Raw genomic sequence first — 24,930 nt, 5'->3', positions numbered from 1 at the left:
CCGGGCGAAAACACGCTTTAGGAGCATGTTTGTTCAATTCGATACCCAGTACTTATCGGCGGTGAACCACCGCGGGCTTATTTATATCATGTGTGGAACCGTAGCCGCGGACTAGCTTTCGTTTAAGAAATCGTTTACCATAAAAACAATGCCTTGCGATCTTTCCAAATTACCCATCTCCACCCTGCTGAAACCCGTCGCCGACGCCAGCAGCGCCCTTACCCGTCTTGACGAGCGCATCTCTCGCTCCCCCGTCGGCGGCGGATGGCTCGAACGCCAAAACTTCACCGACGCCTGCGCCTCCCTCTGGATCGACGGCGAACTCGTCCACCTCGAAGACCTCGTCCTCCACGACAGTCTCCGCGACATCCGCACACCCACCCACGAACTCACCATCGCCCGCGACGTTTTACGCACCCGCCGGCGCATCGCCGACCATCCACCCGCCTGGGCTCTGTCAGAAGAAGGCCTGCGCGGCCTGCGCCGGCCGTGGGCCGGGGCATCTTTGGGAGAGGGAGGCAGTGCCGTGGCCGACGAAGCCAAGGCGAGTGAAGTGGCTGACCGGGGAGGGGAGGGGCCGGAGGAATGCGAGGAGAAAGGCGATGACGCTGGCGAGGACGCGTTGGATGCCGAGCTCGCCGCCCTCGATGCGCTGCTCGCCCGCTCCGACGCAGCCATCAAAGAAGCAAGGAAGCCCGGCGCGATCAACAAGCCCGGACGGACTCCGGCCGACCCACTCGTTTATGATCTTGATTGGGATGAGGATGCGCGGCTGGAGGAATGGCGGGCCGTGCTCCGCGGGGCACAAGAACTGCCGGCGGTGCTGCAGGCGATCGTGGCGCTCGATGCGTGGAACGAGATCGGTGTTCTGCAGCACGCCGCCTGGATGGGCCGGCTGCTCGCCGCCTCGCTCCTGCGCCAGGGTGGTGTCACATCAGGTGGTCACCTCGCGGCGATCAACCTCGGCCTGAAAACCATCCCCGTTGATCGCCGTCGTCATCGCAACCGCGAAACCCGGCTGCTTGCCATCGCCCACGGTGTTTTGGCGGCCGCCGAGGCCGGCCTGAAAGAGCATGATCGGCTGGCGCTGGCGCGGCGGATGATGGAGCGCAAGCTGGAGGGGCGCCGGGCCTCGTCAAAGCTACCCGAGCTGGTGGAACTCGTCATGGCGAAGCCATTGGTGTCGGCCGGGATGGTGGCAAAAACGCTCGACGTCACGCCGCAAGGGGCGCGGCGGATCGTGTTGGAGCTCGGCCTCAGGGAGATGACGGGCAGGGGGAGGTTTCGGGCATGGGGGGTTATTTGATTGCGAGGCTGAAGCTTTTGAAGGCATTTTTTGGATAACCATGAGAATTACGACTTGGCCGGGGAAGTGAAATCGGCCAATAACTGTGGTCAGGGGACATGATGATGCTAGCAACGACTGACCAGGAAATCAGAGCCGCGCTTCACAGGAAGAAGCTACGTTCTTACCGCCGGACCGACGATGTTATCATTGTCGACGAACTTGGTTTGTCTCACGCCAAGGTAAGGATTGACGTCGCAGTTATATCCGCGGAAGTCCACGGGTTCGAAATCAAGAGCAGTCTTGATACGCTCGACCGACTTCCAGGTCAGCTGGAATTTTATTCGAAGGGCCTGAGCAGGCTTACTCTTGTTTGCGCGGATAAACACCTGGCCAAAGCCGAGCGGATCGTGCCTGACTGGTGCGGTCTGATTTGTGCTGAAAAAGGACCGCGAGGCGGAATTACGTTTGAAACAGTGCGGCGCGCTCGCGCCAATCCATCCGTCGATGCCATTCAAGTTGCTCACTTGCTCTGGCATTCGGAAGCTGCCGAGCTGTTAGCAGGGTTCGGAGCGTCGCCGCGTGAACTCAAGCGAAGCAGGCTACAGCTCTACATCGATTTGGCCGCTCAGATGCCGATCGCGGACTTAATTGCGGCGATCCGCAATTTCATGGTCCAGCGCTCGGCGTGGCGAGATCAGCCAGCACATGCATAATGTGGTGGCTGATGCCATTTTCCTTCCAGCGCGTAAGATTTGAAGGCGTAGCTAGCTTCTTCGCACATAGGTCAATGTACTCGTCGCCCGCTGAAAAGTGAGGGCCGCAAAACTGCCCCGATTTGAGAATGCTGTCGCAATGCGTGTGCATCTGTCCCGGATCAGATCTGAATGCTCCGCCCTTTCGAACATTCCATGTGTCGCCCGCCGTATAGACGAGCTTGCCCGCCGGCTTCAGCATCCGCATGTCCTGGGCGGTGAATTCCGGGTGCACGATCGTGTAATCTCCAAAATTTGGAATCCGCCCAATTCCGGCAAGTTTGGCGCGCAGTGTCTTGTAAAAGACCCAATCGTGCCGCGGCAAGTAACCACCCGGTTTGTCGATGGCAAGAATCTGGGGAAAGCCAGTGCCTATTACCACGAGGGAACGATAGCTGCTCAGCGCAGACACGTTGTCCATTGCCGCTATCAGCCCATCAGCGAAGTCTGCGTAGGGCTGAAAATTCGGGGCGCCGAGATCGATGATGAGGTCTGTGTGCTCTCGCATGAGACCAATCGAAGAGATCAGTGCGATTAGTCGAGCATCGAAGTTGGGCTTCATGACGTGCTCAAGCCGAGCTCGGATTCCCACACCGAGCCTGTCGATTGCCGCAATGTCGGCCACAAGAGCATTGACGGTCGGTGGGGCATCCAACGAGGTGATTGGTACAGCCCTCGATCCGAAACTTCGAATTTCTTCAAAGACGAACAACATGGGCGTTCGGCCATCCGCCATGCTTGTCGTGGCGATATTCGCGTGCACGTCGATCCACGCAGGTCTCTTGCCCCACTTTTGCTGGTAGCGCTTCGGAAACGTCTGGACCTGCTCTTGAACCGTCTTCTTCGGTCGGCCTTCCTCGAAATCGTATTCCGGCTCGGGAATAAGTATGAACGGAACGACGAACTGCTTTGCCGCGTCACTAAGTCGGAACAGCGCCTGGTATTCGCCTTGGCGCCACCGCAGTGACGGAACGTACATGCTGGGAATTAGCTTCATTCCATCATTCCCTCAAACTGCGTCCGAACGGTTCCCGACCCAACCAGATTGGTGAAGAGGCGAAAATCGTTTCTCTCCTTTCTGATCCTGCCAGCAATGATACTTGCACTGATCCCGAGCTTTTCTGCGTCGATGAGGACCGCTTCTTCCGTAAGGGCGAATCGAGAAAGGCACCTGCGCCAAGTATCTTGCGGAATGAGCTGATCCAGGGAAAACCTGTCCGCATCCTCCTCATACTGATCGCCTTGATGGCCATCCTCTTCGTCGAAAAAATCGAACCGAAGAGAGTTGTATAGGTGCAGGAATACGTGTCCCAGTTCGTGGAACAGGACGAACCAAAAGTTATCCAGGCGATCGAACCGAAGGGTTAGGGCAACAACTGGATTTCCAAATGGAGCGACCATTGCCGCGCCATCAAGATATGTTCCGGGAAGATGACTTTGAACGACCATCCCAATGCCGTTTTGGCCGAGCAGATCCTTGGCTTTGCGTGGTCCGTCGCTGTCCTTCGTAAGGGCGACCAACTGACCCAACCAACGATCGTTCGAGCTAAACTCTCCTATCAAGCCTGCTTTGAAATCATCGGTTGCCTTCTGAAGCACGCGTGCTTGCCACGCCAAGAGAGCGTGCTCGTTTGGTGCGTTGCCACTATGCATTTTCTTGCGGTGAAGTGCCGTCGCGAACTGAGGCCCGGCCACCTGATGAAACCAGGTGCGAGCTGACATCGCCAGGTCATCACCCTTGATCCAACCACGTCTAGCCATCTCCCGAAGCGGGAACTTGTTCCATTCAATGGAACCAGCGTCAGACCAGGCATAAATCGCCCCCTCCGAACGCTCTTCACCTGATCCGTAGGACGCAGAGACGCGAACGCCCAACATACTGGCGACTTCCATCAGGCGTGCAAGGCTGGCGCTCTTGTAGTTAGTTGCTTCGTACCGCTGCACTTGTTGCGCTTTCAGGCCAAGACTCTCGGCGAGATCTGTTTGGGACAGGCCTCTTGCGATACGCGCCTGGATTAGAACGCGAGGCAGCTCTTCAAAGGAGAACTCCTCCGTGAATCCAGCAGCTCCGGACTTTAGGTAGTCGTACTCTGCCATCTCTCGCTGGATGTCTGCGATTTGGCTTTGGAGCGCATCGGACTCAATTTTTCTCAGCCAATCGAGCTTGGCGTCTCCAGATTGGACAGCCAAAGCCGCATTTCTCAGATTGTTGAGCTGTTCCTTTGATACCGCGTACTGTCGATCACTGAATATCATGAGCTAGCCTCCGTAAGACCGTCGCATCCGTCATGATCGAAATCTCAATGATTCCCTTTTTCCCACCCGAGTGTTTCTCCACTTGGAAAAAATCCAGGAACGCCCGTCCAGAGCCGGCTTCCACGATGCTCGAAGGGAAGAACTCACCGCCGAAACGGGCTTTTTGTCGGGCTCTCCCATCGCTAAAATCCGTGAACACGGGATCGAGGAGGGAGCCGACAACCCCAGCTGGATCCCAGCATGCATCGTAGTCGCCAGGAATGGGTTTCGCCGTGACGAAGCTACCGTCGAGATAGATCGTTGAACATCCAGCCTTTGCCAATGCAAGAGCACCGTCGAGTAGACCGGTCAGCAGTTCGCGGCGACGGCCGTTATAGCCAAACACGGATTCGATCTCACTAAGCGTCGCGGCATGAATGCCGGTTGGCAGCACATCCCATGGCGAGCCAGGATTCGAAATAAGCGCTGGAATCATGCTTACAACAATAACGTTGTAATACGCCAAAAGCAAGGCTGTCGCTTTTGGCCGTGTAGGAATGCTGGGGCCTCACGTAGAATAGGGCATGCTAGCGGGGCGATGTTGCAGCATCATCCGCACTGGGACTGTTCCAGCACTTTGCCAGCGATCGCGACTTCTTGCCTTTGCTCCGCGTAGATCAGTATCGCGCTTTAAAAATGTAATTGATCGGCCTGTTCAGGCTGCGGTCGCCTCGACCGAATTTGCTCCGACATGAGAGCGATAAACCCCTCTGCCGAAGTCATCGCTCTATCCAAAAGGTCCGCTCGCATCAAAGAAACGAACAGAGCGCAGGATTTTGCTTGGCAGTTAATCGACTTTTTGGGGTTGAATTCGATATCGGTAAAACCCGCGTAACGCATGTGACCGTCGATCCTGTCCCTTAGCCATTCCCGATGTGGGTAAATGGCGTTGAGATATAGCCAGTCATAAAAAACTGTAGGCGGCTGGAGCGGAAACTCGCTTCCATCGATCTCGAAGGCCACTAAGCGACCAGACTCCCTTAATCGGGGATCTCGCTTCGCGCTACGCGGATCGGTCAGGTACAAGTCGGTGAACGGACCACCGTACTCAAATACTTTGCTGCCTTGGAAGGCGTTTTCGAGAGGTATAGATCCGGAAGCGGTATCGACCTTGAGATGAAATGCGCTCAGGTGACGGCCTGCTTTCTCCTCGGACTTAGAAGATATTTCGAGCAGCGGACTATATCCGGCACGCGCAGCGGCAGCGTGCAGCGCGCGAACGTTCTTCTGCTTCTGAACCGGCGCGAAACCTGTTGCGAACGGGATATCGAAGCTCACGACTTTGACGAAACCGGGAGATTCAACCGACGGTATGAAAATGGGGCGCTCGGCCATTAAATGTTTCCGATCAACTCCAGAGGTATCTGGCTTGGTACCAGGACCTCATATTTTTCTGCTTGCAGGAGCCGCTGCTGGATCGCTGGGTCTCTCCAATCCGTCCGAGTGTAAAGTACCTCGAAATCAATAAGAGCGGCTGCCTGCTCGATCGGAACAGATTCTACACCACTTTTGTTCGAAACGTCATTTGTAAAACGTACGCCATTAAAGTCGAGGACTGCGGGATGGATCCGGAGGAAAATCGAGTCTGTGATGCGGCCGTCTCTGCGTGCAACGAATTCCATGGGATGGCTGTTGCGGAAACAAAGATGCACGTAGTTGCCCATTCCCTTCAAGGCGTCTGCGTCTCGGCTCCATTCGTTTCCGCCTGGGGCGGGAACAGTGACACCTCCTGCGATGAGTTGCGCGATCGGGAATAGCCCGCCGCGTTGGCGAATGAGATCGAGATTTCTCCGGTCGGTGAAATGGTAGAGAAAGGGGACTTTCTTTAGCGGGCTGTTTGGGTCCACGATGGCCTCCTCCAAGGGTGGCGCTACCATGCCGTGTATTGACGGGACGCTCAATCCCTTACTTTCGAGTTCGATGTTCTTTCCCTTCGCCTCCGAGCAGTACCCAGCTGAAAGTGGCCATCAGCGATGTTGCGGATTCTCAGCTAGGTTGTGATGCAGTACATTAATGCGCGTCTGCTTGTGCGGGACAGATATTCTATGTAGCTGTTGTAAAATTGAAGTATTCTGCAGCGAGGGGGATAAGCTTGCCTATCCAGAGCATTCATACATACCTTGTCTATCCCAATAAGGGGGCAACCGAGCCGTCGGCCATCGTCGGAAGCCAAGTGCTGCATGAAGGCGACATGTTCAACCTCCTGAGGAGCGTGTACGAAAAGGCTGATACCGAATGCAACATCGGCATTGCCTTCAACAAGGGCAACGACGGCGCCCAAGCCAACGTGCGTCGTGACATGTTGATTGCCTATGCGTCAGCCCCGGGGGTCGACCTGGGCCGCGTGCTTGCCGAGGAATTGGCGACAGTAACGACACGTCGCTCGGGGCTTGGGCTTCTATTCCTGATCAAAGGCATCGAAGGTATCGAGCACAAGGTGGTGATATCACGCTTTCGTGCCAACAACGGCGTGGTTGTGAACGAGGGTGCCGACATGCTGACGGTCGAATTCATCGACCGCGTATTCATGAAGAATGCGCATTCCTACAAGGCTGTCGTTTACAGGCACCAGTCATTCCAAGGCGGCTTCTGGAGCGGCATGGCTGTCGATAAGCAGATTAACAGCCAGGATCTGGAGTCGTCGGACTATTGGGTTAAAGAGTTTCTGCTGTCGGACTTCATGACCAGTCCTGCGTTTGGTACCCGACGTCTCGCTGTTGCATTGAAAAAGGCAATCAAAATGACGGACGATTTGGAAATCAAGCGCCAGATTACTGCGGCAGCTACGCTGGCCAGTGGGCTTGGAACAGAGACATTGAGCGTCGAGGCTTTCTGTAACCGCTACGGATTTTCCGAGGGCGCCAAAACCGCCGTGGTGAAGCAGCTCGAACGAGCTGACCTGGCCAATGATAATTTCCAGTTCGATTCCACCGAGTTCACTAAGCAATTGCCTTACCGGACGGTGGAACTGGACAATGGGGCAATGCTCACGGCCGACGCTGCCTCCTTCGATAAGGTCTTCGAACACAAACCCGTCGAGGAAGGAGCCGACAAGATGCGGTTCAGCACAGTCGGCGCAGTGGTCAGCGAAAAACTGGAGAAGGGTAGATGACCGTCGAAGCTCAATATCGAGCGCGGTACGAAACCGTACTCTTCCCCATCGCCGATAAGCTTTCCAACTTATTGCAGGAAATCTTCGCCGGTCAGCCGCGGATTGATCGCATCTCGACGCGCCCGAAGTCTGTGGAGCGCTTCATGGGGAAAGCCGCTGCGGTGAAGGATGGTAAAGCGAAGTACGATGATCCGCTTCATCAGATTCAGGATCAGATCGGAGCGCGGATCATCACTTTCTATAAGGACGATGTGCATAGGATTTCGGAGGAAGTTCAGCGCTACTTCCACGCCATCGAATCGAAAGACATGCTGCCAGAGAACGAATGGGAGTTTGGATATTTTGGAAATCACCATATCCTTATGCTGCAGCAAGATCTGATCGATCCGAATTTCGACAAGAACCTCGTGCCCTACTGCTTCGAGTTGCAGATCAAGACTCTCTTTCAGCACGCGTGGTCCGAAGCGAACCATGATCTCGGCTACAAGCCTGGGCAGCAACCACTGGCCAGCGACGAGTTGCGACAGCTAGCCTTCACATCGGCTCAGGCGTGGGGAGCGGATCGGGTGTTCAACGATCTGTTCGTAAAGCGGAGCGCGCAGCATTGAGGAGAACTGCTATAGGTATGCATATCGTACTCGTTTAGATAGTCACCCCGCATTGGCATTCTTGAGTCAGGCCGGCTCGACTTCGGCCGGTTCCGAATGCTCGTTTAGGGCCTGGGCTTCCTCCAAAGAGATTTTGTTCGCCACATAATCCTCCAGCTCTGCAGCGTGGTTTTCACAGCCCTTCGCCTGCTTGCGAAGAAGTAATATATGGTCAGAGAGTTCTCGCGGCGTGCAAAGGCTTATGGGAACCAGTGCCCTCTCACCGTTTCTGATCACGGGATATGATTTAACCAAACGGGTATGGCCCGGAAACACCATCTGAGGAGAGGCGGGATCGTCGCTCATGCCGATGCGCTTCAGCATTCGCGTAACTACCTTTACCAGTTCGCATGAACGATGTCGAAGCCGAGCAACAGTTCCCCGAAGCGGCTGAATAAGCCGTTAGCCGGTCGCGCTCCTCTCCGGCGCGGCCAGCTCCCCCAAAAACCCATTAGCGCCCGGCCAGGTATCGAACCTGCCCGGGCGCTTGGCGTTCCGCCAATTTTCTCATGCCCCTTGTTCGATCCGCGCCGGAGGCGGATCGAACTTCCTCGCCAGCGGGCGAGGGGCGATGCCCCTCGTCCCGATGTTTTCAGCACCGCGCCGGCGCGCAGGCTTGTGCAAGGGCGGCCTTCAGGCCGGGACCGGAGCCACGCGCAGCGGGCAAGGCCCGCGAGCATGGCGAGGACCCACCACTTGCAAAAGCCGAGCACTGGTGCATTCATGTAACGCGTAAGAACAGATGGCAGTAAGGGGAAATGCGGGATTATCCGAGTTTATGCGGGATCATGCGATTTAACGTGCGGTTTCATAAGGCGTTTTGGGATCGGGCGGGCGACGGGCGGGAAAAGTCGCGGCGCAAGATCAAATGGCAGTAAACGCGCCATAAGCGGCGAGAATCGCCGGGCGGAAGCGGGGAAGTCCGAATTCGGTTCGGAGTTCGGCGAAAAGCGGAATAACGGCTTCAAACCAACGGGTTGCGGGAAAATTTGGCGCGGATCGACGGGCGCGAACTCCGAAATCCGGCGCGGCGAACTCGAACGGCCGTCACAGTTCGCGGGAACCGAGTTCCCGGTTAGTAAGCTTGCCCTTTGATTGCGTCACATGCCGAAAACGTATGCTTGCGCAACACCTTAGCAAGAGGAAGCCTGTTGGCAGACCACAAAGCGAAGCGGGAAATGAACTCTGATCGATCTGTGACGCGGTAAGGGCCAAGGTTGTTGCAACAGAGTTGCGACAATCGTTGGAGCGGAAACGGTGCCGAACAGGGGCCGGCGCCTGCGCTGCCGCACCTTGTTATACAAGTGTACAATAAGTCTAAATATTAGACTCACGTCGATTTTAGACTCACTTCGGGCGGCGAGCGGATGTTCGCCTCCCGTCTGCAAGTTTTCGGGAGCCCGCCATGTCCAGGTATGTCACTTCAATTCTCGCCGCGCTGGCCTTCGCCTTCGTGCTGTCGCCTGCCTCGGCGCAGCAAAGCCTCTCGCCCGAGGAGTTCGCCCGGGAGGTGGCCATCTCCAATGCGTTCGAGATCGAGGCAGCCGAACTCGCGATCGAGCGCGGCAAGGATCCGCGCGCCATCGGGTTCGCCAGGGATATGCTCCGCGACCACGGCAGGGCTTCGGCCGAACTGATGGACGCGGCGAAAATGGACGGCGTTTCGATTTCCGAAGGGCTCGACGACCGGCGGCAGAAGCAGCTCGACGCCCTGAAGGCGGCAACGGGAGCGGATTTCGACCAGGCCTATCTCTCGACCCAGGTCACCGCCCACGAAAATGCGGTCGCCTTGCTGGACGCCTATGCGAAAAGCGACAACCCGGGTTCCCTGAAGTCGTTCGCGCAGCAACACCTTGGCACGCTGAGGACGCATAATATCCGTGTGCATGACCTGACGGACCGGGAATGAACCGGAGCCGGAGCCGGCGATCGTCAATCAGGCAGCAGGCACCGTTGTCAGAAAATGCTCCGTGTCCATCAGCGTCAGCTGCACGGAGAATCTGTCCGCCAGCACATCGATGATCTTGTCATGGGTCTCGTCCGCGCCGCTGCAGATCGCATCGCTGAGGACGACGACCCGGAAGCCGAGGTCGATCGCGCCCATCACCGTCGCCAGCACACAGACATCGGTTTCACCGCCGGTTATGACGACCGTCTCCACCGCTTCCGCCTGGAACGTGCGGAACAACCGACCGTTCGTCCAGGGGGAATAGACCGCCTTGTCGAAGACGCGGGCCGGCGGCACGAACCTGTTCAGGCGCGCGGGAAGTTCCAGCAGTTCGGCGGGAAGGCGCTCACCCGTCATCGCGGACCATTTCTTGTAGTAATCCCTCCAGGTTCCCCGGACATCGTCGGCATGGCGGGGCGGAATGAAGCGCGTGAAGACCGTGCGCGCGTCATGCCGTCCCGCGACGGCCTCGATCTGCGGCAGCACCCGCTCCATCCACGGTACGTGCCACGGTGTATCCTCGAGAAACATGCGCTGCACATCGACACAGATGTGCAGCCAATTGCGAAACTCGTACATATCAACAGCTTCAGGTCTGGGGCCGGTCTCCGGCGGGCTTGCATGGTCACGACATGCGGAACCACCTCTCGACCTTTTTGTTCCGGTGTCAGATCTTCAAACGCGGCTCGCGGTCTTCCAGCGCGAGTTTGCGCATCAGCTGGAACAACAGGAAGCGTGTATCGGGGCGGTCACGCACGGATTTCGGCAGCCTCCGGGCACGCATCATCGTCCGTCGCGCCAGGTCGGCCACGTCGTCGTCCAAAGGGGTAAACCATCTGGCCATGCGATTGATATCGTTTATCGTCTCGTCGCTGAACCAGGCGGTATTCGCGGATTTCGGGCTGCGGGGGATTGGCACCGGACTCTCCCTCTTCGCCGTTGATAACGGACCGCAGCGGGATGTTGTTCCGGTACCTTGGCAGACGGTGCACCCGACATACTCGCCCGGGTCAGCGTTGCGCGTCAGCCGGTTATTTTATGCTCTCGGCAATAGCGCGCATCCATAGCGACACAGCAACAGCGCCACCATCCGGCACCCCAATCGCACGTTCGCCGAGATAGCTTGAACGGCCGACGCGCGCGGTCAGCGTTGACGTCATCTCGGCACCGCGCGCGGCTGCATCAGCCGCTTTCGAGAAGGCGTCCACAGGTGTGTTGCCGCCGGCGCTCGCCTCCTGCCATGCCTCCAGAGCCGGGATCAGCGCGTCGAGCATGGTGCGGTCGCCGCGCCTTGCTCCGCCGAGGTCTGAGATCGCACCGATGGCAACGGCGAACGCATTCCGCCAGTCCTGCTCACCGGCATCCTGAATACCGCGCAGTTGCCCTGCGGCGCGGAGCATCGCTGTTGCATAAAACGGGCCGGAGCTGCCAGCGATGGCACGCCGGACTGCATGGCTGAGGCTGGTCAGCAACAGTTCCGGGTTCGCAAACTTTCCTTTCGGCAGATCGCGGATAGCCGCGGCTCCGCGCGCCATGCTGGCGCCGAGATCGCCGTCGCCCACCTTGCCGTCTAGATCGCCGAGCTCCGCCTCCGCCGCCTCGAGCGCGTCAGCCACGGCTAACGCCACGCGGCGCAGAGGCTCGTGAGGAGTCAGCTCTTCATCATCGAGAGCGGGCTCCTCTACGGTAGCCGCACCTTCCAGCACGGTGATCTGCGCCTTCAGCCTGCCGTCCCCCTGCCAGGCGACCGCCTGGACTGGGTGGTCGAGCAAGGCGGTTCGTCGTTCGTCGATCGGCAGCAGAGTGAGCGACATGCCGGGCATTTCGAGCGCCGTCATGAAATTTCCGCACCAGGCGCGGGCGACGTCCATGCCACGGGCGGAAAGATTGGCCAGCGCACGGCGAAGCACGATTGCGAGCTCCATCTGCGGCGTCGCCCCGAGGCCGTTGACCAGGAGCGCGAAGCGATCGCCATTGCCGACCTTCAGTTCCGAGCACAGCACATCGAGAACATCGTCGACGATCGCATCGGCCGGCTTGATCCTGCTGCGACTGACGCCCTTTTCTCCGTGGATGCCAAGTCCGAGCTCCATCTCGCCGTCTTCAAGCGTGAAAGCCGGATGGCCGACCGCCGGCACGATGCATACACCCAGCCCTACGCCCATGGTGCGTAGATCGGCAGAAGCACGCCGGGCGAGCCTGGCGACTTCGGCAAGGGGAAGCCCCTCCTCCGCCGCCGCGCCAGCGAGCTTGTGGATCAATACGGTCCCGGCAATGCCTCGCCGCCGCTCCACCGGAACCGTGTCCGCCAAAGCCGCATCGTCAGCCGTGACGATGATTTCGACCGGGATTCCCTCATCCCGGGCGATCTCGGCCGCCAGGCCAAAATTGAGACGGTCTCCGGTGTAGTTCTTGACCACCAGAACGGCTCCCGCCGGGCCGGAAACGGCACGGATGGCGGCAAGCACCGCGTCGACACTCGGTGAGGTGAAGACATCCCCGACCACCGCCGCCGACAGCATGCCGGCACCGACATAACCGGCATGCGCCGGTTCATGGCCCGCGCCGCCGCCGGAGATCACCGCGACCTTGCGCATGCCTCGTTCCGGAAGGTCGTTGCGCAACACGACATTCTCGTCCCTCAGAAGGGCAAGCGAGGGCGTCAGCGTCACCGAGCCCTCAAGCATTTCGCGGACGGCTGATTTCGGGTCGTTAATCAGTTTCTTCATGGCGTCACTCTCACTCCTCTTCGGAAATCAGGCGCCGGCCGCCTGCAGCACGGCACGGACGTCTTCGGCGCCGATATCGCCAGCCTCGCCCAAAGGCAGCTGGCCGGCAACGACGAGGTGATGGATGACCTTTTCGGGATCGACGGTGATCCCCGGCAGGTCGGAAAAGGTTACCGGGCAATTCATCCGGCGAAAGAAGGTTTCAGTGCGCGCGATGGCGGCTTGCGCAGCCTTGCGTTCATCCGGTTCGTCGATTCTCCACACGCGGCGCCCGTAGCGGGCCAGCATCGCCTGCTTCGCCTCCAGTCGATGGCGCATCAGATGCGGCATGACCACCGAAAGCGAGCGGGCGTGATCGATCCCGTGCAGCGCCGTCAGCGCATGGCCGATCATGTGCGTCGACCAGTCTTGCGGTACGCCCGCGCCGATCAATCCGTTGAGCGCCTGATTGGCCGCCCACATGACATTCTCGCGCGCCTCGTCGCTGTCTTCCTCGACAAGCCTCGGCCCCCAGTCGAACAGCACTTCCAGAAGGGTTTCGCTGAATCCGTACTGCACCGGCGCATTCACCCGCACCGTCATATATTGCTCCAGAACATGGGTGACGGCATCGACCACGCCATTCTCCAGCTGCCGCCGCGGCAGCGATTTCATCGTCAAGGGATCGAGGATGGCAAATCGAGGCCGTGTCGCTTCGTTGCGGAAGGGAAGTTTCAGGCCGCGTTCAGAGCGCGAGATCACCGAGACGGCATTGCTCTCGGAGCCGGTCGCCGGCAAGGTCAGGATCGCGCCGATATCGAGCGGCGCCGGAACTTCATCGCCCCTCACCAGCGCGTCCCAGGCGTCGCCGTGCCGGATGGTCACGACCGACGCGAGGAATTTCGCGGCGTCGATAACAGAACCGCCGCCGACGCCGAGAATGAAAGTTATCCCCTCGCGCCGGGCCAGATCGGCAGCGCGAAGGATCGTCCCATATTCCGGATTGGGCTCGATGCCGCCGAATTCCACCACGAACCGGTCGGCCAGGCCGCGCATCACGGCGTCGTGGACGCCGTTCTGCTTGATACTTCCGCCGCCGAAAAGGAGCAGCACCCTCTCATCTGGCGCTACCAGCGAAGCAAGACTGGAGATCGTGCTTGGTCCAAAAACAATCTTGGTGCGATTCTCCAACGTGAAATTCATGCTCATGGCCAGGCGCTCCTCGGCGGCGGTTGGTTATCAGGCAAGTCCCAGAATCTTGCGCGCCTCGTCGGGCGAGGCGATTTCGATATTGAGCTCCGAGAGGATGCCGATCACCTTCTCGACCTGATGCGCATTCGATTTGAACGGAACGCCGGGTTTTTCGAAGAGATTGTCTTCCTGCCCGACACGGATATGGGTTCCCATCATCGCGCCATATGTCGCCGCCTTGATGTTACCGGTGCCGGTGCCGTGAGTGAAGAGTTCCACGGCATCGCCGAACAGCCGCTCCGCCGTCCGCTTCAAATGCACGAGGTGGTCGATATCCGAGGGAATGCCGCCGAGGATACCAGTCAGGAACTGAAGGATGATCGGTCGCTTGATGTTTGGCTTGCGGCTGAGGTGATGGTCGAGGATGTAAAGGTGACCGACATCATAGCATTCGAATTCCATCGCGATGTCGTGCTCGACCAGCATGTCGATCATCCGGTGAATGGTCGCGAAACTATTCTGCGTGACGATCTGGTAGGCTTTCTCGCCGAAGGCTTCGGTTTCCCAGGCCTGCGAGAATTCCGAGACGCCCTGGTTCTTGGACTTGTTGAAGAGGCCGTAGTTCATCGAGCCAACGATGACGGTGGCGATATCCGGCTTCAACGCCAGCACCGCCTCAAGGCGTTCTTCGGCAGTCTTGCCCAGCGAGGCGGACATGTTGATGAGCGCCGGGGTTTCCTGCTGCAACCGCGGGACGAACTCGCTCCAGATGGCGGTATCGTTGGTCGGGCGACCGTCGGGCAGGCGCGCATGCAGATGAAGAACCGACGCGCCGGCCTTGACGGCATCGATTGACTGAGCCGCGATTTCCGCCGGCGACACCGGCAGGTTGGGCGACATGGACGGTGTCAGCGAAGCGCCTGTCACGGCGCAGGTGACAATGGTTTTCTTGGTGGACATGAGTTCGGCTCCTCCTTGGGGCGTTTGGATGACGTTTGGATTTAGTAACGTTGCGGGAGATCGGGCTCGCTGGGCACGAAGCCGAAGCCTCCGTCCTTGCGGCGTACGAAGCCGCAATGCGGTGGCCCGAAATGGCAAGGCATGATCAGCGTTTCGGTATCTGCGACCCGTTCCAGAAAGGCGCGGCGGATCTGACGCGCGACATCCGGCAGGACACAGAAGCCGGTGTTCAGATGGGGATCGGTGATCTGCAGCGGATGATGGAAGATGTCGGCGCTGAAAACGGCCGACTGCCTGTCGGAGCCGAGCCAGTAGTTCATCTGACCCGGTGTATGACCCGGCGCGAACACGGCCCGCAGGCAATCGGCCACGACATCGCCGTCATCGACGAAATCCACCAGCCCGGCATCAAGCACAGGAAGGACGCTGTCACCGAAGGAAGGCTCGGCCTCGGGATTCTTCTCGTAAAGGCCCTGGAAATACTGGAAATCGACGCGCGGCATCAGGTAGCGCGCGTTGGGGAAGGCCGGCACCCAGCGCGCGCCGTCCCACACCGTGTTCCAGCCGACGTGATCGCCGTGCAGATGGGTCATCACCACATGGGTGACCCGGTCGAACGAGGCGTCGGCGGCTGCCAGCCATTGCGGCACGAGGCTGTTCAGCATGTTCATCCGGGCCGCGGCGCGCGGTTTCTGGTTGCCGACGCCGGCATCGATCAGGATCACCTTGTCGCCGGCATGGACGATCCAGATCTGGATCGCGATCACCATGCGTTGCAGGTTGTCGTACCAATGGGCATTGGTGAGCCAGTCCCTGTTGCGTTCGATCACGGAGGGATCGAAATCGGGGAAGGTGACGGCGGGGTCGTGCGTCGGGCCGACATATTCGATTAGGTTGGTGACGCGGATGTCGCCGATCATGCGGGTATAGATCACGAAATGCCTCCTGCCGCAGCTAGCTAGCGGACCATGCCGGCAAGCGCCGGCGACGTGTCTTCGAAGGGGTTGTCACGAAGGGAAGGTCGCGTGGTGAAGTCGCGATGCCATGCACCGAGCCGCGGACGTGTCTTGCGCCATTCGAGAAAGGCGAAACGAAAATCGAGATAGATCAGGGCGACCGCTAGGGCCAGCGTGCCGATCGTGCAGCCTTCGGCGACGAGCGTTTCATGCTCCGCCTCCAGTTGGTCGAGCACGGCGGCCATCTTGATGTCGCAAGCAGCGACGACCTCGGGCCACTGCCGTTCCGCGGGCTTGGCCACCTCGACGAGGCGCATGATGGCGAGATCCAGCAGCCCGTTTGCCAGCGCATGGCGCGTCAGCACCCGGAACCTGGCTTCGGGATCGCCAGGCATCAGGTCGTCGCGGCCGGCCTTCCAGGCAAGGAATTCGCTGATCACCAGCGAATCGAACAATACGCGCCCGTCGTCCAGAACAAGCGTCGGTAGCTTGTTGAGCGGATTGACCGCCATGACCTCGGGCTCATGGGACGCAAGATGCACGGAATGCAGCACGAGTTCGATATCCGCGCGCAGTCCCGCCTCGGAGGCGACGACGAGCGCCTTCCGGACATAGGGCGACCTGAGCGAGCCGAGCAGCTTCATGCCCGCGCCCTCCGATCCACCGGCTGCACGCGATCGAGGAAGCGGCCGATATGCTGGTTGACCAGTTCCGGCGCCTGATCGGGAACATGGTGAGCGGCGTCGATCTCGATGACCTCGTACGGGCCGATAGCCTCCACGACCGTGCGGACATAGGCCGGTGGCCGCAGCGGGTCATGCACGCCCGAAAGGCCGAGAACGGGCACCTGGATGCGGGAGAGCTCCGGAAACAGATCGGTGCGCGCCAGCATGCGAAACAGGGCGCCGAGACTGACCGGATCGTTGCCGAGCCAACGGACCCGGAAACTTGCATAGTGCGCCGGATTGCGCTCCCGGAAGCGCGTCGGATAGCCGGTATCGAGCGAGGCGGCCTCGATCGACCGCATCCCCTTCTCCGGCAGGATATGGGAGCGCGAAATCAGGCCCTTGCCTGATTCTCCGGGCGCGTCGATCGCCGGGTTGAGGACGATGACGGCCGCGGTCCTTTCCGGAAAGTCGAGTGCGAAGCGAAGTGCGATCGCGCCGCCGACAGCGCAGCCGGCAACCGAGACGGGCTCGTCCAGGCCGAGCACGTCGAGAAGCGCGGCGAGATCCGAGGCCATGGTTGCAAGGTCGATCTCGCCGGTGATCTTCTCCGACATTCCGGCGCCGCGAGTATCGTAACGCAGCACGCGGCGGGTCCGGGCGAGTTCCGGAGCGACACGATCCCAGGATTCCAGCGTGCCGCCCATTTCGTGAATAAGGACCACGACCGGACCGGTCGTTCCGAGAAAGTCATAGCGTAGCCCAACGCCGTGGGCGTCGATCCAGTTCATATGCGTACCTCAATGCCGGAAGGCGGCTAATTCTTCAGAAATAGTTCCAGAGATCGATCTGTTCGGCCTCGGCTTTACTGCCGTTGAAGACCAGCTTGCCGCTGTTGATAATCATGACATGGTCGGCGATCTTCATCGCCGAGACGATCTTGTGTTCGATCAGGATCGCGGAGATCGAGAGCTGCTTGCAGATATCGGACATCTTGCCGAACAGCTCCTCCACCAGATCCGGCTGCAGCCCGACCGACGGCTCTTCGAGCAGCACGCATTTCGGTGAGCCGAGAAGCGCAAGCCCGAACGCCAGCATTTGCTGCTGGCCACCGCTCATCTCGCCGGCAATCGTCTTTCGCCGGTCCTTCAGCACCGGCAGCAGTTCGTAGACGTCGTCCTGGGAGATCTTGTTGCCGTTCGGATCGCGATTGCCGCGGGCGACAATCTCGATGCTGTCCTCGACGCTGAGGTCGGGAAACACGCCCCTGCCTTCCGGCAGCAACCGGAGCCCCCGCTTCAACCGAGCACCGACCGAGAGTTTTTCGATGCGCTCGCCATCCAGCAGGATCTCGCCCTCCTGTGCCGGGAGGAGGCCCAATACGGCCTTGAGCGTTGTCGATTTGCCCGCTCCGTTATGTCCGAAGAAAGCGAGGATTTTCCCGTCTTCCAGCGTGAAGGACACCTTGTCGAGAATGGATTTGTCGCCATAGCCGGCGACGAGGCCGCGTGCTTCGAGAGTCATGTCACGCTCCCTCCCCGAAATAGATCCTGCCGAGTTCCTCGTTGGCGATAATCTCCTCGGGCTTGCCCTTGGCCAGCAGGGTGCCGCGATGGAAGAACAGCACCTCGTCGGCGATGCGCTTGACGATCTTGGTGTTGTGCTCGACGACGAGGAGCGTCTTCTTCTGCGCCTTGAGGCTGTGGATGAGCTCCACCATGTTATCCAACGCTGCCGCGGCCAGCCCGGAGGTCGGCTCGTCGAGCAGCAGGAGTTCGGCGCCGGTCGCCAAAACCCTGGCAATGCAGAGGAGCTTTTTCTGGCCGTAGCTGAGGTTGATCGCCTGGTCGTTCGCCTTGTGGACAAGGCCGACCTGCTCGAGCAGAAGCATGGCCGCGTCGCGCTTGCGCTTCAGCACAGCCTGGGTATGAAACGGGCGGAAAACGGCCGTCAGCGGATCATTGGCAGCCTCGTCGCCGAGGCAGATCATCACATTGTCAAGCACGCTCAGCGTATCGAAAAGCCGCAGGTTCTGGAATGTGCGGGCGATGCCGGCCTTGACGCGGCCGTGCCTGTCCATGCCGGTGATGTCCACGCCCTTGAATTCGATCCGGCCCGTCTCGGGGGTGATGAAGCCCGTGACGACGTTGAAAACCGAGGTCTTGCCGGCGCCGTTCGGGCCGACGACGCAGCTCGCTTCGAACTGGTTGATGGTGAAGCTGCAATCGGTAAGGGCCCGGATACCGCCGAAGCGCTTGTTGACGTTGGTAACGGTAAGATAAGTCATGATCAGAGGCTCCTTCCGGCGATGCCCTGCGGGCGCCACAGCATGAAGGCGATGAGGATGAGGCCGTAGCTGAGTTGGCGGATCGGACCGAGAAGCGTCGAGGGAATGTCGAACATGGTCAGAAGCTGCGGGATGGCCATCAGCACGAAGGGGCCGATGATCGAGCCTGCTAGGGTTCGCGCACCGCCCACCACCACCATGGTCACCACCAGCACGGAAACGTGGATGTCGAAGGAAGCCGGATCGATGAAGCTGATATAGGCGGCGTACAGCGCCCCGCCGATGCCGGCATAGGCGCCGGACACGGCGGAGACGCCGATCTTGGCCTGCAGCACCCGCCGCCCGGAGGCGACCACGGCAATCTCGTCGAGCCGGATCGCGTTCAGCATCCGCCCGTAGGGTGAGCGCAGGATCAGCCAGAAGCTGACGGCGACCAGAAGGAGCGCCACCGTCGACAGCACGACGAACTGCCTGGATGTCACGAAGGTGAAACCGAACAACTCGATGATCGGGATGCCCGTGAGCCCGGATGCGCCGCCGGTCACCGACGACCAGTTGATGAAAACCGCCGTGGCGACGAGCTGGGTACCGAAGGAGGTGATGATGAAGTAGTCACCCGCAAGGCGCAGCGAAGGCAACGACGACAGGAGATTGATGAAGGCGCAGACGACGATCACCGCCGCCATGGCAAGCGGGAACGGAACGCCCATCATTGACAGTACGCCGAAGACATAGGCGCCGATACCCATGATCGCGGCCTGGGCGACCGAGAAGATGCCGACGACGCCCATCAGCAGATTGGTCGATAGTGCTACGATCGAGAAGATTTCTGCCAGGACGACGAAGCTAAGGAAGAAGTTCATGGCTCTGTTCTCTCCTTAGATCGCACGGTTGAACTTGTGGCGGAAAAGACCTTCCGGCCTGATGAGGATGAAAATCACGAATATCCCGAAGACGACCGCGACGCTCCAGCGGCCGGAGACGAAAGCCACCGACAGGCTTTGCACGACGGCAAGCACGATCGACATGATGAATGCGCCGCCGAGACTGCCGATTCCGCCTGCGATCATCGCAATGACGGCAGTCAGAAGGATGATCAGCGAGGTATAGGGCTGGAGGGCCTGGTCGAGGCCAATCAACACCCCTGGCACGGCCACGAGGCCGGAGGCGATCGCGATCACATAGATGAAGACCTTCTGCGGCTGGAGATGAGTGATTTCGGCAAGGGCCGGATTTGAGGCCACGGCCCGGATGCGTTTTCCGAGCGTTGTATAGTTCGAGAACGCAACCATCCCGGCGAACAGGGCGATGCCGAACACCAGCACCAGCACCTGAGGCACGCTGAAGGCCAGGCCCCCGACTGTGACCCGGGCAAGGCGCCAGGGAAGATCGAACTGCACGATATTGGGTGTGAACAGGATGGCAACGATGTTCTGCAGCGCCGTCAGCACGCCGATCGACGCGATCAGCTTGACGAGCGGCGAGGCGCCCTTCTTATCCAGATGCCGGTAGAGCGTGACCTGGATCGCCGCCCCCACGAGTGCGCCGCAGGCGATGCTCGCGAGAAGGGCCAGGATGAAGGGTACCCCGAGGCCGGTCAGATACCACGCGATGTAACCGCAGAGCGTGTAGATGCCGGCATGGGCGACGTGGAAGATGCCGGTCGTTGCATAGAAATAGGCGAAGCTGACCGATACCAGGCCGATGGCGCATCCGGTAACGACGCCATCGGCAACGAGCTGCAAGTAAAGCATTGGATTTTCCATTTTTCGGCTGATCGGATCAGTTCGAGGTCGCCGGCGTCGAAACCTCGATCACCTTGCGCTCTTTGCCCTCGTAGCGCTGAATCTCCACCGGGCGCGACGCGGTGTTTGTCTCGAAGACGATATCGGCAATCGGCGAGTTGAACCTCTTTATCTCCAGGATCGCTTCCTTGATTGCCGTGCCTGTAAGGTCACCGCCCTCGTCGGCGACTTTCTTGGCCGCCTGGATCACGATATCGGTCGCGTTGTAGTATTCACGGGCGAAGAAACCCATGTCCTCGACCTTGAACTGCTTCTTGAACGCGTCGAAAACCGCGGGCTCCGGATAGCCGGACTGGATCGCCGTCTGATACCAGCCTTCTGTCGACTGGTAGCCGAAGAATGGGCGGGAGAAGGTGTTGCCGATCGCCAGGGGAAAATCCGGGATCTGCCCGACTTGGTCGGCCATGGCCTCATGGCTCTGGGTGATGGCGATATAGACGAACTCAGGCTTGACGCTGGCGATCTTGAGTAGCGTGGCGCGATAGTTCGTCTGACCGAATTCAACCGGCTCCTCGGCGATGATCTCGCCGCCGGCTTCTTCGAAATATTTGCGGAAATCATCGCGGCCATCGATGCCGGCCGCGGCGTTTTCATAAATGATCGCCGCTTTCTTGCCGACCTTTTCCGTGGCGTATTTTGCCAGAACCTGCGCCTCGCCCTTGACCAGCGGAATGGTGTTCAAAAGGAACGGAGACGCGGTTTCCAGTTTGTCGGTCTGGGCCGCCGGATTGACGACCAGGATTTCGCGGCGGGTAGCCAGCGGTGCGATCGCCAGCGAAATCGACGAGAAAGCGGTGATCAGCGCCGGAACGTTTTCCAGGTCGGCCATGCGGTTGAACGCGAGCACCGCCTGATCCGGCTTGCCCTGGCTGTCGTCGAAGATCACGCGCACCGGCGTTCCGTTGAGACCGCCTTTTGCATTGATCTGGTCGATCGCGAACTGAACGCCCTGCTGTTCCTCCAGCCCGATCGGCGCTGCCGGTCCGGTCAGCGGCAGCAGCGCTCCGATCACCAGTTGCTTGCTCTGCGCCTGCGCCAGGCTTGCCGCGCAGACGATCATGACGCCCGTCAGAAGGCCCTTGGAACTCGTATTCCACTTCATCGCATATCCTCCCCAGGATTAATTCGGTTATTTTGAACCGGTTCATTTCAACGCCGAGAATGATGCCGCTGACTGGCACTGTCAATAGGTATTTGATGCCGAAGTAGATGCTGCAATGCACCGTCCCGCCTGACAAAACGAGAAAAATGCTTATGGTAAAAAGGGATGTACCACTTTCGCCGAACACGAAAATTTAGGGCATATTGGGCATTATTGGGGTGGTTTTTGTCATTGACGCAGAACTTTCGGGCCGGCTATCCGGTGACAACCACAGTCGATGCCGCCGGGGAATCAGGGCCTCTAAGATGCCGACGACTGCGATAGGAGCTTGAATATTACGATGAACCGTTTCATAATCCCAGAAGTCTGACGGTGCAGGATTTCAGGAATGACGAAAAAAAAGGAGCGCGCTGCCGACGTGAAGTTGGCACAGGACCGAAAGGTGACGATCGGCGATGTGGCAGCACTGGCCGGGGTATCCGTCGGAACCGTCTCGAACGTCATCAACGGGCGCGCCAATGTCACCGAACAGCGCCGCCAGAAGGTCAACGAGGCCATCAAGGCCCTTTCCTTCACCGGCAGTCTGCTTGCCAAAGGCATGCGGGCGCAACGCTATCCCGTTGTTGGTCTCTGCGTGCCGAACACCACTTCCTCAAACTTCGTCTCCATGGCGGACATGCTGGAAGAACATGCGGCCGGCGCCAATTTTGAGCTCATGCAGATGATCACCCGGCATGATCCGGCGCGTGAGTATCAGCGCATCGAGCGTCTGATCGCCTCGCGGGCGAGTGGTGTGCTGCTGCTGCCGACCCTGGAGGCTGAACCGGTGCTCGAACTGCTGCGCGGCGCCAGCATGCCGACCGTCGTCATCAACCGCTTCGTCGCACATGAGCGAAGCTTCGATCAGGTTCTGGTCGATCATCGGGGAGCATTTTCCCGCGCCACCTGCCAGCTCATCGAGTGGGGGCATCGCCGGGTTCTCGTCGCCACCCAGTTCCCGAATTTCTCGGTCGTGCAGGAGAACATCGCCGGCATCAGGCAGGCGATCGACGGGAGTGGCGAGGACGTGCAGCTATCGATCCTGAAATGCGGTTCCAGCCAGGAAAACTTCCGGCACATGCTGGCCACGGAACTTCAGGGCGATCCCCGTAAGACGGTGCTGATCGCAAGCAGCAGCCTGCTGGCGGCCTGGAGCATCGAAACCTTCCGCGAACTCGGCCTCAGATGTCCGGAAGAAATCTCGCTGCTGGCCGCCGAAGAACCGGACTGGGCCATCGCCGCATGGCCAAGCCTTTCCTGCATCCAGCAGCCAACACGCGAACTCGCCCGTATTTCATGGGACCTCCTCAGCCGGCGCATGGCCGGCAGCCCTGACGAGCCGGTAACGATCCGCTGTGACGCCCGCGTCAATTTCCGGCAGTCGGTAGCCCGGTCAGATTGACAGGGCTCTTCACCTGTATCGGCGAACTATTCTGAAATCTTTCTATTTCGGTCGCGCCACCGGTCGAGACGGATATTCACGCCGAGACTCAATCGCGAACGCGATGCGCTTCCCGCACCACCAGGCGAAGTTCCTCGACCGGCGATAGAGAAGCCTGCGCCCCGTCCTCCAAAGCCGGCGGCATCTTCCAGCCCGGGTCGATCCCTTCCATGTTGGGGAGTTCGTGCGCGATACCCTTGTGGCAGTCTATGCACGTCGCCTGCCCGGTCAGCAGGAAACGCGAATGGATGTCGGCGGCGCGTTGCGTCTGCTTGGTGAAGTCCATCGCCACGGCGGAATGACAGTTGCGGCATTCCAGGCTGTCGTTTGCCTTCAGGCGCGCCCATTCGTGCTGGGCGAGCTCCAGGCGATGGTCGAGGAATTTCTCGCGGGTATCGATCGTTCCGAAGATCTTGCCCCAGACCTCTTTCGAGGCCTGCATCTTCCGGGCGATCTTGTCCGTCCATTCGTGCGGGACATGGCAGTCGGGACAGGAGGCGCGCACTCCGGAACGGTTGGTGAAATGCACGGTCCTCGTCAGTTCCTCGTAGACGTTCGCCCGCATCTCGTGACAGGAGACGCAAAAGGCCTCGGTATTGGTCATTTCCAGCGCCGTGTTGAAGGCGCCCCAGAAGATCACCCCGCCGACGAAGCCGCCGAGCGTGAGGAAGGCAAGGCTCAAAGTCGCGGCCGGCAGGCTGAGTATCGTCCAGACCCAGGCCAGTATTCGCTTGATCCCGCTCCACATCACTCGCTTCCCGCCTTGGTGACGCCCATCTCGCTCATATCCCTGAACGTGTTGGTGACGAGCGGCTTGATGTCGGCCTGGGGAACATGGCAGGCGGTGCAGAAGTAACGGCGCGGGGAAACGTCGGCCAGCATCTGCCCTTCGCGCGTCATGTAATGGGTGATGCTGATCATCGGCGCCCCGGCATCCTGCGAGAACTCGCGCTTGTGGCAGGAGAGGCAGCGGTTCGTATTAACCGAGAGCTGGTAGCCGTCGATCGAGTGCGGAATGATCGGCGGCTGCTCGGGATAGGCCCGCATGCGCCTGAGATCGTCGATGACCCATTTGGGCAGCGGCTCCGCCTGCGGCGTCTGCATGGCGTCTCCCGGCGGACCGGACAATTCCGGCACCATCTGCGCCGCGGCCCCGGTGACGATCAGGACAGCACCGGTCGCGACGAGGATCCATCTATGCCTGGAGATCAGGCGACGGGTACGATCTTGACTGCGCATTTCTTGAAATCGGTCTGCTTGGAGATGGGATCTGTGGCGTCCAGCGTGACCTTGTTGATGAGCTGGCTGGCATCGAACCAGGGTACGAAAACCAAGCCCGGCGGCACCCTGTTGCGCCCGCGGGTCTCGACACGCGAACGGATCTCGCCGCGCCGCGAGATGATGCGGATCTCCGAGCCCTGGTTGAGGCCTCGCTTGCGGGCATCATCGGCGTTCATGAAACAACAGGCGCCGGGGAACGCCCTATAGAGTTCGGGAACGCGCAACGTCATGGAGCCGGAATGCCAGTGTTCCAGCACGCGGCCCGTGACCAGCCAGGTATCGAACTCCTCGTCGGGCGATTCGGCCGGCGGCTCGTAGGGAACGGCGATGATGGCGGCCCGACCGTCGGCATTCCCATAGAATTTCACCCCCTCGCCCGGCTTCACATAGGGATCGTAGCCCTCGCGGTAACGCCACAGGGTTTCCTTGCCGTCCACCACCGGCCAGCGCAGG

Annotated in this window: 28 protein-coding genes; 6 read left to right on the top strand and 22 right to left on the bottom strand. The window is 59.7% G+C overall.

Features of this window, described 5'->3' with window-relative positions:
- Window positions 1–148: 148 nt before the first annotated feature.
- The gene (locus F9K94_RS22610) at window positions 149–1,306 is read left to right on the top strand and encodes an RHE_PE00001 family protein (RefSeq protein ID WP_407922064.1); all 1,158 of its coding nucleotides are present in this window, start codon (window positions 149–151) and stop codon (window positions 1,304–1,306) included.
- Window positions 1,307–1,404: 98 nt separating this feature from the next.
- Complete coding sequence (locus F9K94_RS22605; protein WP_151648790.1) at window positions 1,405–2,001, top strand: sce7726 family protein; 597 nt, start codon at window positions 1,405–1,407, stop codon at window positions 1,999–2,001.
- Here the strand turns inward: F9K94_RS22605 and F9K94_RS22600 are convergent.
- From F9K94_RS22600 to F9K94_RS22580, 5 genes are all read right to left on the bottom strand, one after another.
- On the bottom strand, window positions 1,955–3,037 hold the full coding sequence (locus F9K94_RS22600; RefSeq protein ID WP_235920674.1) for a beta family protein: 1,083 nt from the start codon (window positions 3,035–3,037) through the stop codon (window positions 1,955–1,957). The genes F9K94_RS22605 and F9K94_RS22600 overlap by 47 nt on opposite strands.
- On the bottom strand, window positions 3,034–4,296 hold the full coding sequence (locus F9K94_RS22595) for a helix-turn-helix domain-containing protein (RefSeq protein WP_151648788.1): 1,263 nt from the start codon (window positions 4,294–4,296) through the stop codon (window positions 3,034–3,036). The genes F9K94_RS22600 and F9K94_RS22595 overlap by 4 nt, the downstream gene beginning before the upstream one ends.
- Window positions 4,283–4,807: a DUF6932 family protein gene (locus F9K94_RS22590; RefSeq protein ID WP_235920673.1), complete on the bottom strand. Its 525-nt coding sequence runs from the start codon at window positions 4,805–4,807 to the stop codon at window positions 4,283–4,285. Before F9K94_RS22590 ends, F9K94_RS22595 begins: the two co-directional genes overlap by 14 nt.
- Before the next feature lie 158 nt (window positions 4,808–4,965).
- Entirely contained in the window at window positions 4,966–5,670 is a 705-nt protein-coding gene (locus tag F9K94_RS22585; RefSeq protein WP_151648786.1) for a DarT1-associated NADAR antitoxin family protein, read from the bottom strand.
- The gene (locus tag F9K94_RS22580; protein ID WP_192799565.1) at window positions 5,670–6,182 is read right to left on the bottom strand and encodes a DarT ssDNA thymidine ADP-ribosyltransferase family protein; all 513 of its coding nucleotides are present in this window, start codon (window positions 6,180–6,182) and stop codon (window positions 5,670–5,672) included. Before F9K94_RS22580 ends, F9K94_RS22585 begins: the two co-directional genes overlap by 1 nt.
- 245 nt (window positions 6,183–6,427) lie before the next feature.
- Here F9K94_RS22580 and F9K94_RS22575 point away from each other — a divergent pair, with 245 nt between their 5' ends.
- Window positions 6,428–7,447 (top strand): hypothetical protein, encoded by a 1,020-nt coding sequence (locus tag F9K94_RS22575; protein ID WP_151648782.1) that lies wholly within the window; start codon window positions 6,428–6,430, stop codon window positions 7,445–7,447.
- Window positions 7,444–8,055, top strand: coding sequence for a GTP pyrophosphokinase (locus F9K94_RS22570; protein ID WP_151648780.1), 612 nt, complete (start codon window positions 7,444–7,446; stop codon window positions 8,053–8,055). The genes F9K94_RS22575 and F9K94_RS22570 overlap by 4 nt, the downstream gene beginning before the upstream one ends.
- A gap of 66 nt (window positions 8,056–8,121) precedes the next feature.
- Here the strand turns inward: F9K94_RS22570 and F9K94_RS22565 are convergent, their stop codons facing one another.
- A complete protein-coding gene (locus F9K94_RS22565; protein WP_151648778.1) occupies window positions 8,122–8,418 on the bottom strand; it encodes a hypothetical protein in 297 nt (98 codons plus the stop codon).
- Between the two features lie 1,081 nt (window positions 8,419–9,499).
- Between F9K94_RS22565 and F9K94_RS22560 the strand changes: the two genes are divergently transcribed.
- Window positions 9,500–10,003 carry a DUF4142 domain-containing protein gene (locus F9K94_RS22560; RefSeq protein ID WP_151648776.1) on the top strand — a complete coding sequence of 168 codons (504 nt, stop codon included), beginning with the start codon at window positions 9,500–9,502 and terminating at the stop codon, window positions 10,001–10,003.
- Between the two features lie 27 nt (window positions 10,004–10,030).
- Here the strand turns inward: F9K94_RS22560 and F9K94_RS22555 are convergent, their stop codons facing one another.
- The 13 genes from F9K94_RS22555 to F9K94_RS22495 form a co-directional block, all read right to left on the bottom strand.
- Entirely contained in the window at window positions 10,031–10,621 is a 591-nt protein-coding gene (locus F9K94_RS22555) for a cysteine hydrolase family protein (RefSeq protein WP_151648774.1), read from the bottom strand.
- A gap of 88 nt (window positions 10,622–10,709) precedes the next feature.
- Window positions 10,710–10,961, bottom strand: a complete 252-nt coding sequence (locus F9K94_RS22550; protein WP_151648772.1) for a hypothetical protein — start codon at window positions 10,959–10,961, stop codon at window positions 10,710–10,712.
- 112 nt (window positions 10,962–11,073) lie between these two features.
- Complete coding sequence (locus tag F9K94_RS22545; protein ID WP_151648770.1) at window positions 11,074–12,771, bottom strand: dihydroxyacetone kinase family protein; 1,698 nt, start codon at window positions 12,769–12,771, stop codon at window positions 11,074–11,076.
- A 27-nt stretch (window positions 12,772–12,798) separates the two neighbouring features.
- The gene (locus tag F9K94_RS22540; protein WP_210250263.1) at window positions 12,799–13,959 is read right to left on the bottom strand and encodes an iron-containing alcohol dehydrogenase; all 1,161 of its coding nucleotides are present in this window, start codon (window positions 13,957–13,959) and stop codon (window positions 12,799–12,801) included.
- Window positions 13,960–13,989: 30 nt separating this feature from the next.
- Window positions 13,990–14,901, bottom strand: coding sequence for a BKACE family enzyme (locus F9K94_RS22535; protein WP_151648768.1), 912 nt, complete (start codon window positions 14,899–14,901; stop codon window positions 13,990–13,992).
- Window positions 14,902–14,942: 41 nt separating this feature from the next.
- Window positions 14,943–15,836, bottom strand: a complete 894-nt coding sequence (locus F9K94_RS22530) for an MBL fold metallo-hydrolase (protein ID WP_151648766.1) — start codon at window positions 15,834–15,836, stop codon at window positions 14,943–14,945.
- A gap of 23 nt (window positions 15,837–15,859) precedes the next feature.
- Window positions 15,860–16,501, bottom strand: a complete 642-nt coding sequence (locus F9K94_RS22525) for a glutathione S-transferase family protein (RefSeq protein ID WP_151648764.1) — start codon at window positions 16,499–16,501, stop codon at window positions 15,860–15,862.
- On the bottom strand, window positions 16,498–17,313 hold the full coding sequence (locus tag F9K94_RS22520; RefSeq protein ID WP_151648762.1) for an alpha/beta fold hydrolase: 816 nt from the start codon (window positions 17,311–17,313) through the stop codon (window positions 16,498–16,500). The genes F9K94_RS22525 and F9K94_RS22520 overlap by 4 nt, the downstream gene beginning before the upstream one ends.
- A gap of 34 nt (window positions 17,314–17,347) precedes the next feature.
- Entirely contained in the window at window positions 17,348–18,046 is a 699-nt protein-coding gene (locus F9K94_RS22515) for an ATP-binding cassette domain-containing protein (protein WP_151648760.1), read from the bottom strand.
- A gap of 1 nt (window position 18,047) precedes the next feature.
- The gene (locus tag F9K94_RS22510) at window positions 18,048–18,809 is read right to left on the bottom strand and encodes an ABC transporter ATP-binding protein (protein WP_151648758.1); all 762 of its coding nucleotides are present in this window, start codon (window positions 18,807–18,809) and stop codon (window positions 18,048–18,050) included.
- 2 nt (window positions 18,810–18,811) lie between these two features.
- Complete coding sequence (locus F9K94_RS22505; RefSeq protein WP_151648756.1) at window positions 18,812–19,672, bottom strand: branched-chain amino acid ABC transporter permease; 861 nt, start codon at window positions 19,670–19,672, stop codon at window positions 18,812–18,814.
- Between the two features lie 15 nt (window positions 19,673–19,687).
- The gene (locus tag F9K94_RS22500) at window positions 19,688–20,563 is read right to left on the bottom strand and encodes a branched-chain amino acid ABC transporter permease (protein ID WP_192799564.1); all 876 of its coding nucleotides are present in this window, start codon (window positions 20,561–20,563) and stop codon (window positions 19,688–19,690) included.
- A 28-nt stretch (window positions 20,564–20,591) separates the two neighbouring features.
- Complete coding sequence (locus F9K94_RS22495) at window positions 20,592–21,716, bottom strand: ABC transporter substrate-binding protein (protein WP_151648753.1); 1,125 nt, start codon at window positions 21,714–21,716, stop codon at window positions 20,592–20,594.
- Between the two features lie 388 nt (window positions 21,717–22,104).
- Between F9K94_RS22495 and F9K94_RS22490 the strand changes: the two genes are divergently transcribed.
- On the top strand, window positions 22,105–23,157 hold the full coding sequence (locus tag F9K94_RS22490; protein WP_151648751.1) for a LacI family DNA-binding transcriptional regulator: 1,053 nt from the start codon (window positions 22,105–22,107) through the stop codon (window positions 23,155–23,157).
- 88 nt (window positions 23,158–23,245) lie between these two features.
- Here F9K94_RS22490 and F9K94_RS22485 read toward each other — a convergent pair whose 3' ends face one another.
- From F9K94_RS22485 to F9K94_RS22475, 3 genes are all read right to left on the bottom strand, one after another.
- On the bottom strand, window positions 23,246–23,944 hold the full coding sequence (locus tag F9K94_RS22485; RefSeq protein ID WP_151648749.1) for a cytochrome c3 family protein: 699 nt from the start codon (window positions 23,942–23,944) through the stop codon (window positions 23,246–23,248).
- Window positions 23,944–24,435: a nitrate reductase cytochrome c-type subunit gene (locus F9K94_RS22480; protein ID WP_151648747.1), complete on the bottom strand. Its 492-nt coding sequence runs from the start codon at window positions 24,433–24,435 to the stop codon at window positions 23,944–23,946. The genes F9K94_RS22485 and F9K94_RS22480 overlap by 1 nt, the downstream gene beginning before the upstream one ends.
- Window positions 24,405–24,930: molybdopterin dinucleotide binding domain-containing protein (locus F9K94_RS22475; protein WP_328593827.1), on the bottom strand; the 526-nt coding region annotated here is incomplete at its 5' end. The genes F9K94_RS22475 and F9K94_RS22480, both read right to left, overlap by 31 nt.

Origin of the sequence: Brucella tritici (assembly GCF_008932285.1) — a bacterium.
GTDB lineage: Bacteria > Pseudomonadota > Alphaproteobacteria > Rhizobiales > Rhizobiaceae > Brucella > Brucella tritici.
The sequence above is the reverse complement of the archived record's forward strand: the minus strand, read 5'-3'. Positions and strand labels throughout refer to the sequence as shown.

Coding starts and splice junctions, on each gene's coding strand:
- F9K94_RS22515 (WP_151648760.1), bottom strand. CDS start 18,046: ATGACTCTCGAAGCACGCGGCCTCGTCGCCGGCTATGGCGACAAATCC.
- F9K94_RS22490 (WP_151648751.1), top strand. CDS start 22,105: ATGACGAAAAAAAAGGAGCGCGCTGCCGACGTGAAGTTGGCACAGGAC.
- F9K94_RS22545 (WP_151648770.1), bottom strand. CDS start 12,771: ATGAAGAAACTGATTAACGACCCGAAATCAGCCGTCCGCGAAATGCTT.
- F9K94_RS22540 (WP_210250263.1), bottom strand. CDS start 13,959: ATGAGCATGAATTTCACGTTGGAGAATCGCACCAAGATTGTTTTTGGA.
- F9K94_RS22570 (WP_151648780.1), top strand. CDS start 7,444: ATGACCGTCGAAGCTCAATATCGAGCGCGGTACGAAACCGTACTCTTC.
- F9K94_RS22525 (WP_151648764.1), bottom strand. CDS start 16,501: ATGAAGCTGCTCGGCTCGCTCAGGTCGCCCTATGTCCGGAAGGCGCTC.
- F9K94_RS22535 (WP_151648768.1), bottom strand. CDS start 14,901: ATGTCCACCAAGAAAACCATTGTCACCTGCGCCGTGACAGGCGCTTCG.
- F9K94_RS22565 (WP_151648778.1), bottom strand. CDS start 8,418: ATGCTGAAGCGCATCGGCATGAGCGACGATCCCGCCTCTCCTCAGATG.
- F9K94_RS22480 (WP_151648747.1), bottom strand. CDS start 24,435: ATGCGCAGTCAAGATCGTACCCGTCGCCTGATCTCCAGGCATAGATGG.
- F9K94_RS22610 (WP_407922064.1), top strand. CDS start 149: ATGCCTTGCGATCTTTCCAAATTACCCATCTCCACCCTGCTGAAACCC.
- F9K94_RS22605 (WP_151648790.1), top strand. CDS start 1,405: ATGATGATGCTAGCAACGACTGACCAGGAAATCAGAGCCGCGCTTCAC.
- F9K94_RS22595 (WP_151648788.1), bottom strand. CDS start 4,296: ATGATATTCAGTGATCGACAGTACGCGGTATCAAAGGAACAGCTCAAC.
- F9K94_RS22600 (WP_235920674.1), bottom strand. CDS start 3,037: ATGAAGCTAATTCCCAGCATGTACGTTCCGTCACTGCGGTGGCGCCAA.
- F9K94_RS22500 (WP_192799564.1), bottom strand. CDS start 20,563: ATGCTTTACTTGCAGCTCGTTGCCGATGGCGTCGTTACCGGATGCGCC.
- F9K94_RS22560 (WP_151648776.1), top strand. CDS start 9,500: ATGTCCAGGTATGTCACTTCAATTCTCGCCGCGCTGGCCTTCGCCTTC.
- F9K94_RS22510 (WP_151648758.1), bottom strand. CDS start 18,809: ATGACTTATCTTACCGTTACCAACGTCAACAAGCGCTTCGGCGGTATC.
- F9K94_RS22505 (WP_151648756.1), bottom strand. CDS start 19,672: ATGAACTTCTTCCTTAGCTTCGTCGTCCTGGCAGAAATCTTCTCGATC.
- F9K94_RS22495 (WP_151648753.1), bottom strand. CDS start 21,716: ATGAAGTGGAATACGAGTTCCAAGGGCCTTCTGACGGGCGTCATGATC.
- F9K94_RS22585 (WP_151648786.1), bottom strand. CDS start 5,670: ATGGCCGAGCGCCCCATTTTCATACCGTCGGTTGAATCTCCCGGTTTC.
- F9K94_RS22520 (WP_151648762.1), bottom strand. CDS start 17,313: ATGAACTGGATCGACGCCCACGGCGTTGGGCTACGCTATGACTTTCTC.
- F9K94_RS22555 (WP_151648774.1), bottom strand. CDS start 10,621: ATGTACGAGTTTCGCAATTGGCTGCACATCTGTGTCGATGTGCAGCGC.
- F9K94_RS22485 (WP_151648749.1), bottom strand. CDS start 23,944: ATGTGGAGCGGGATCAAGCGAATACTGGCCTGGGTCTGGACGATACTC.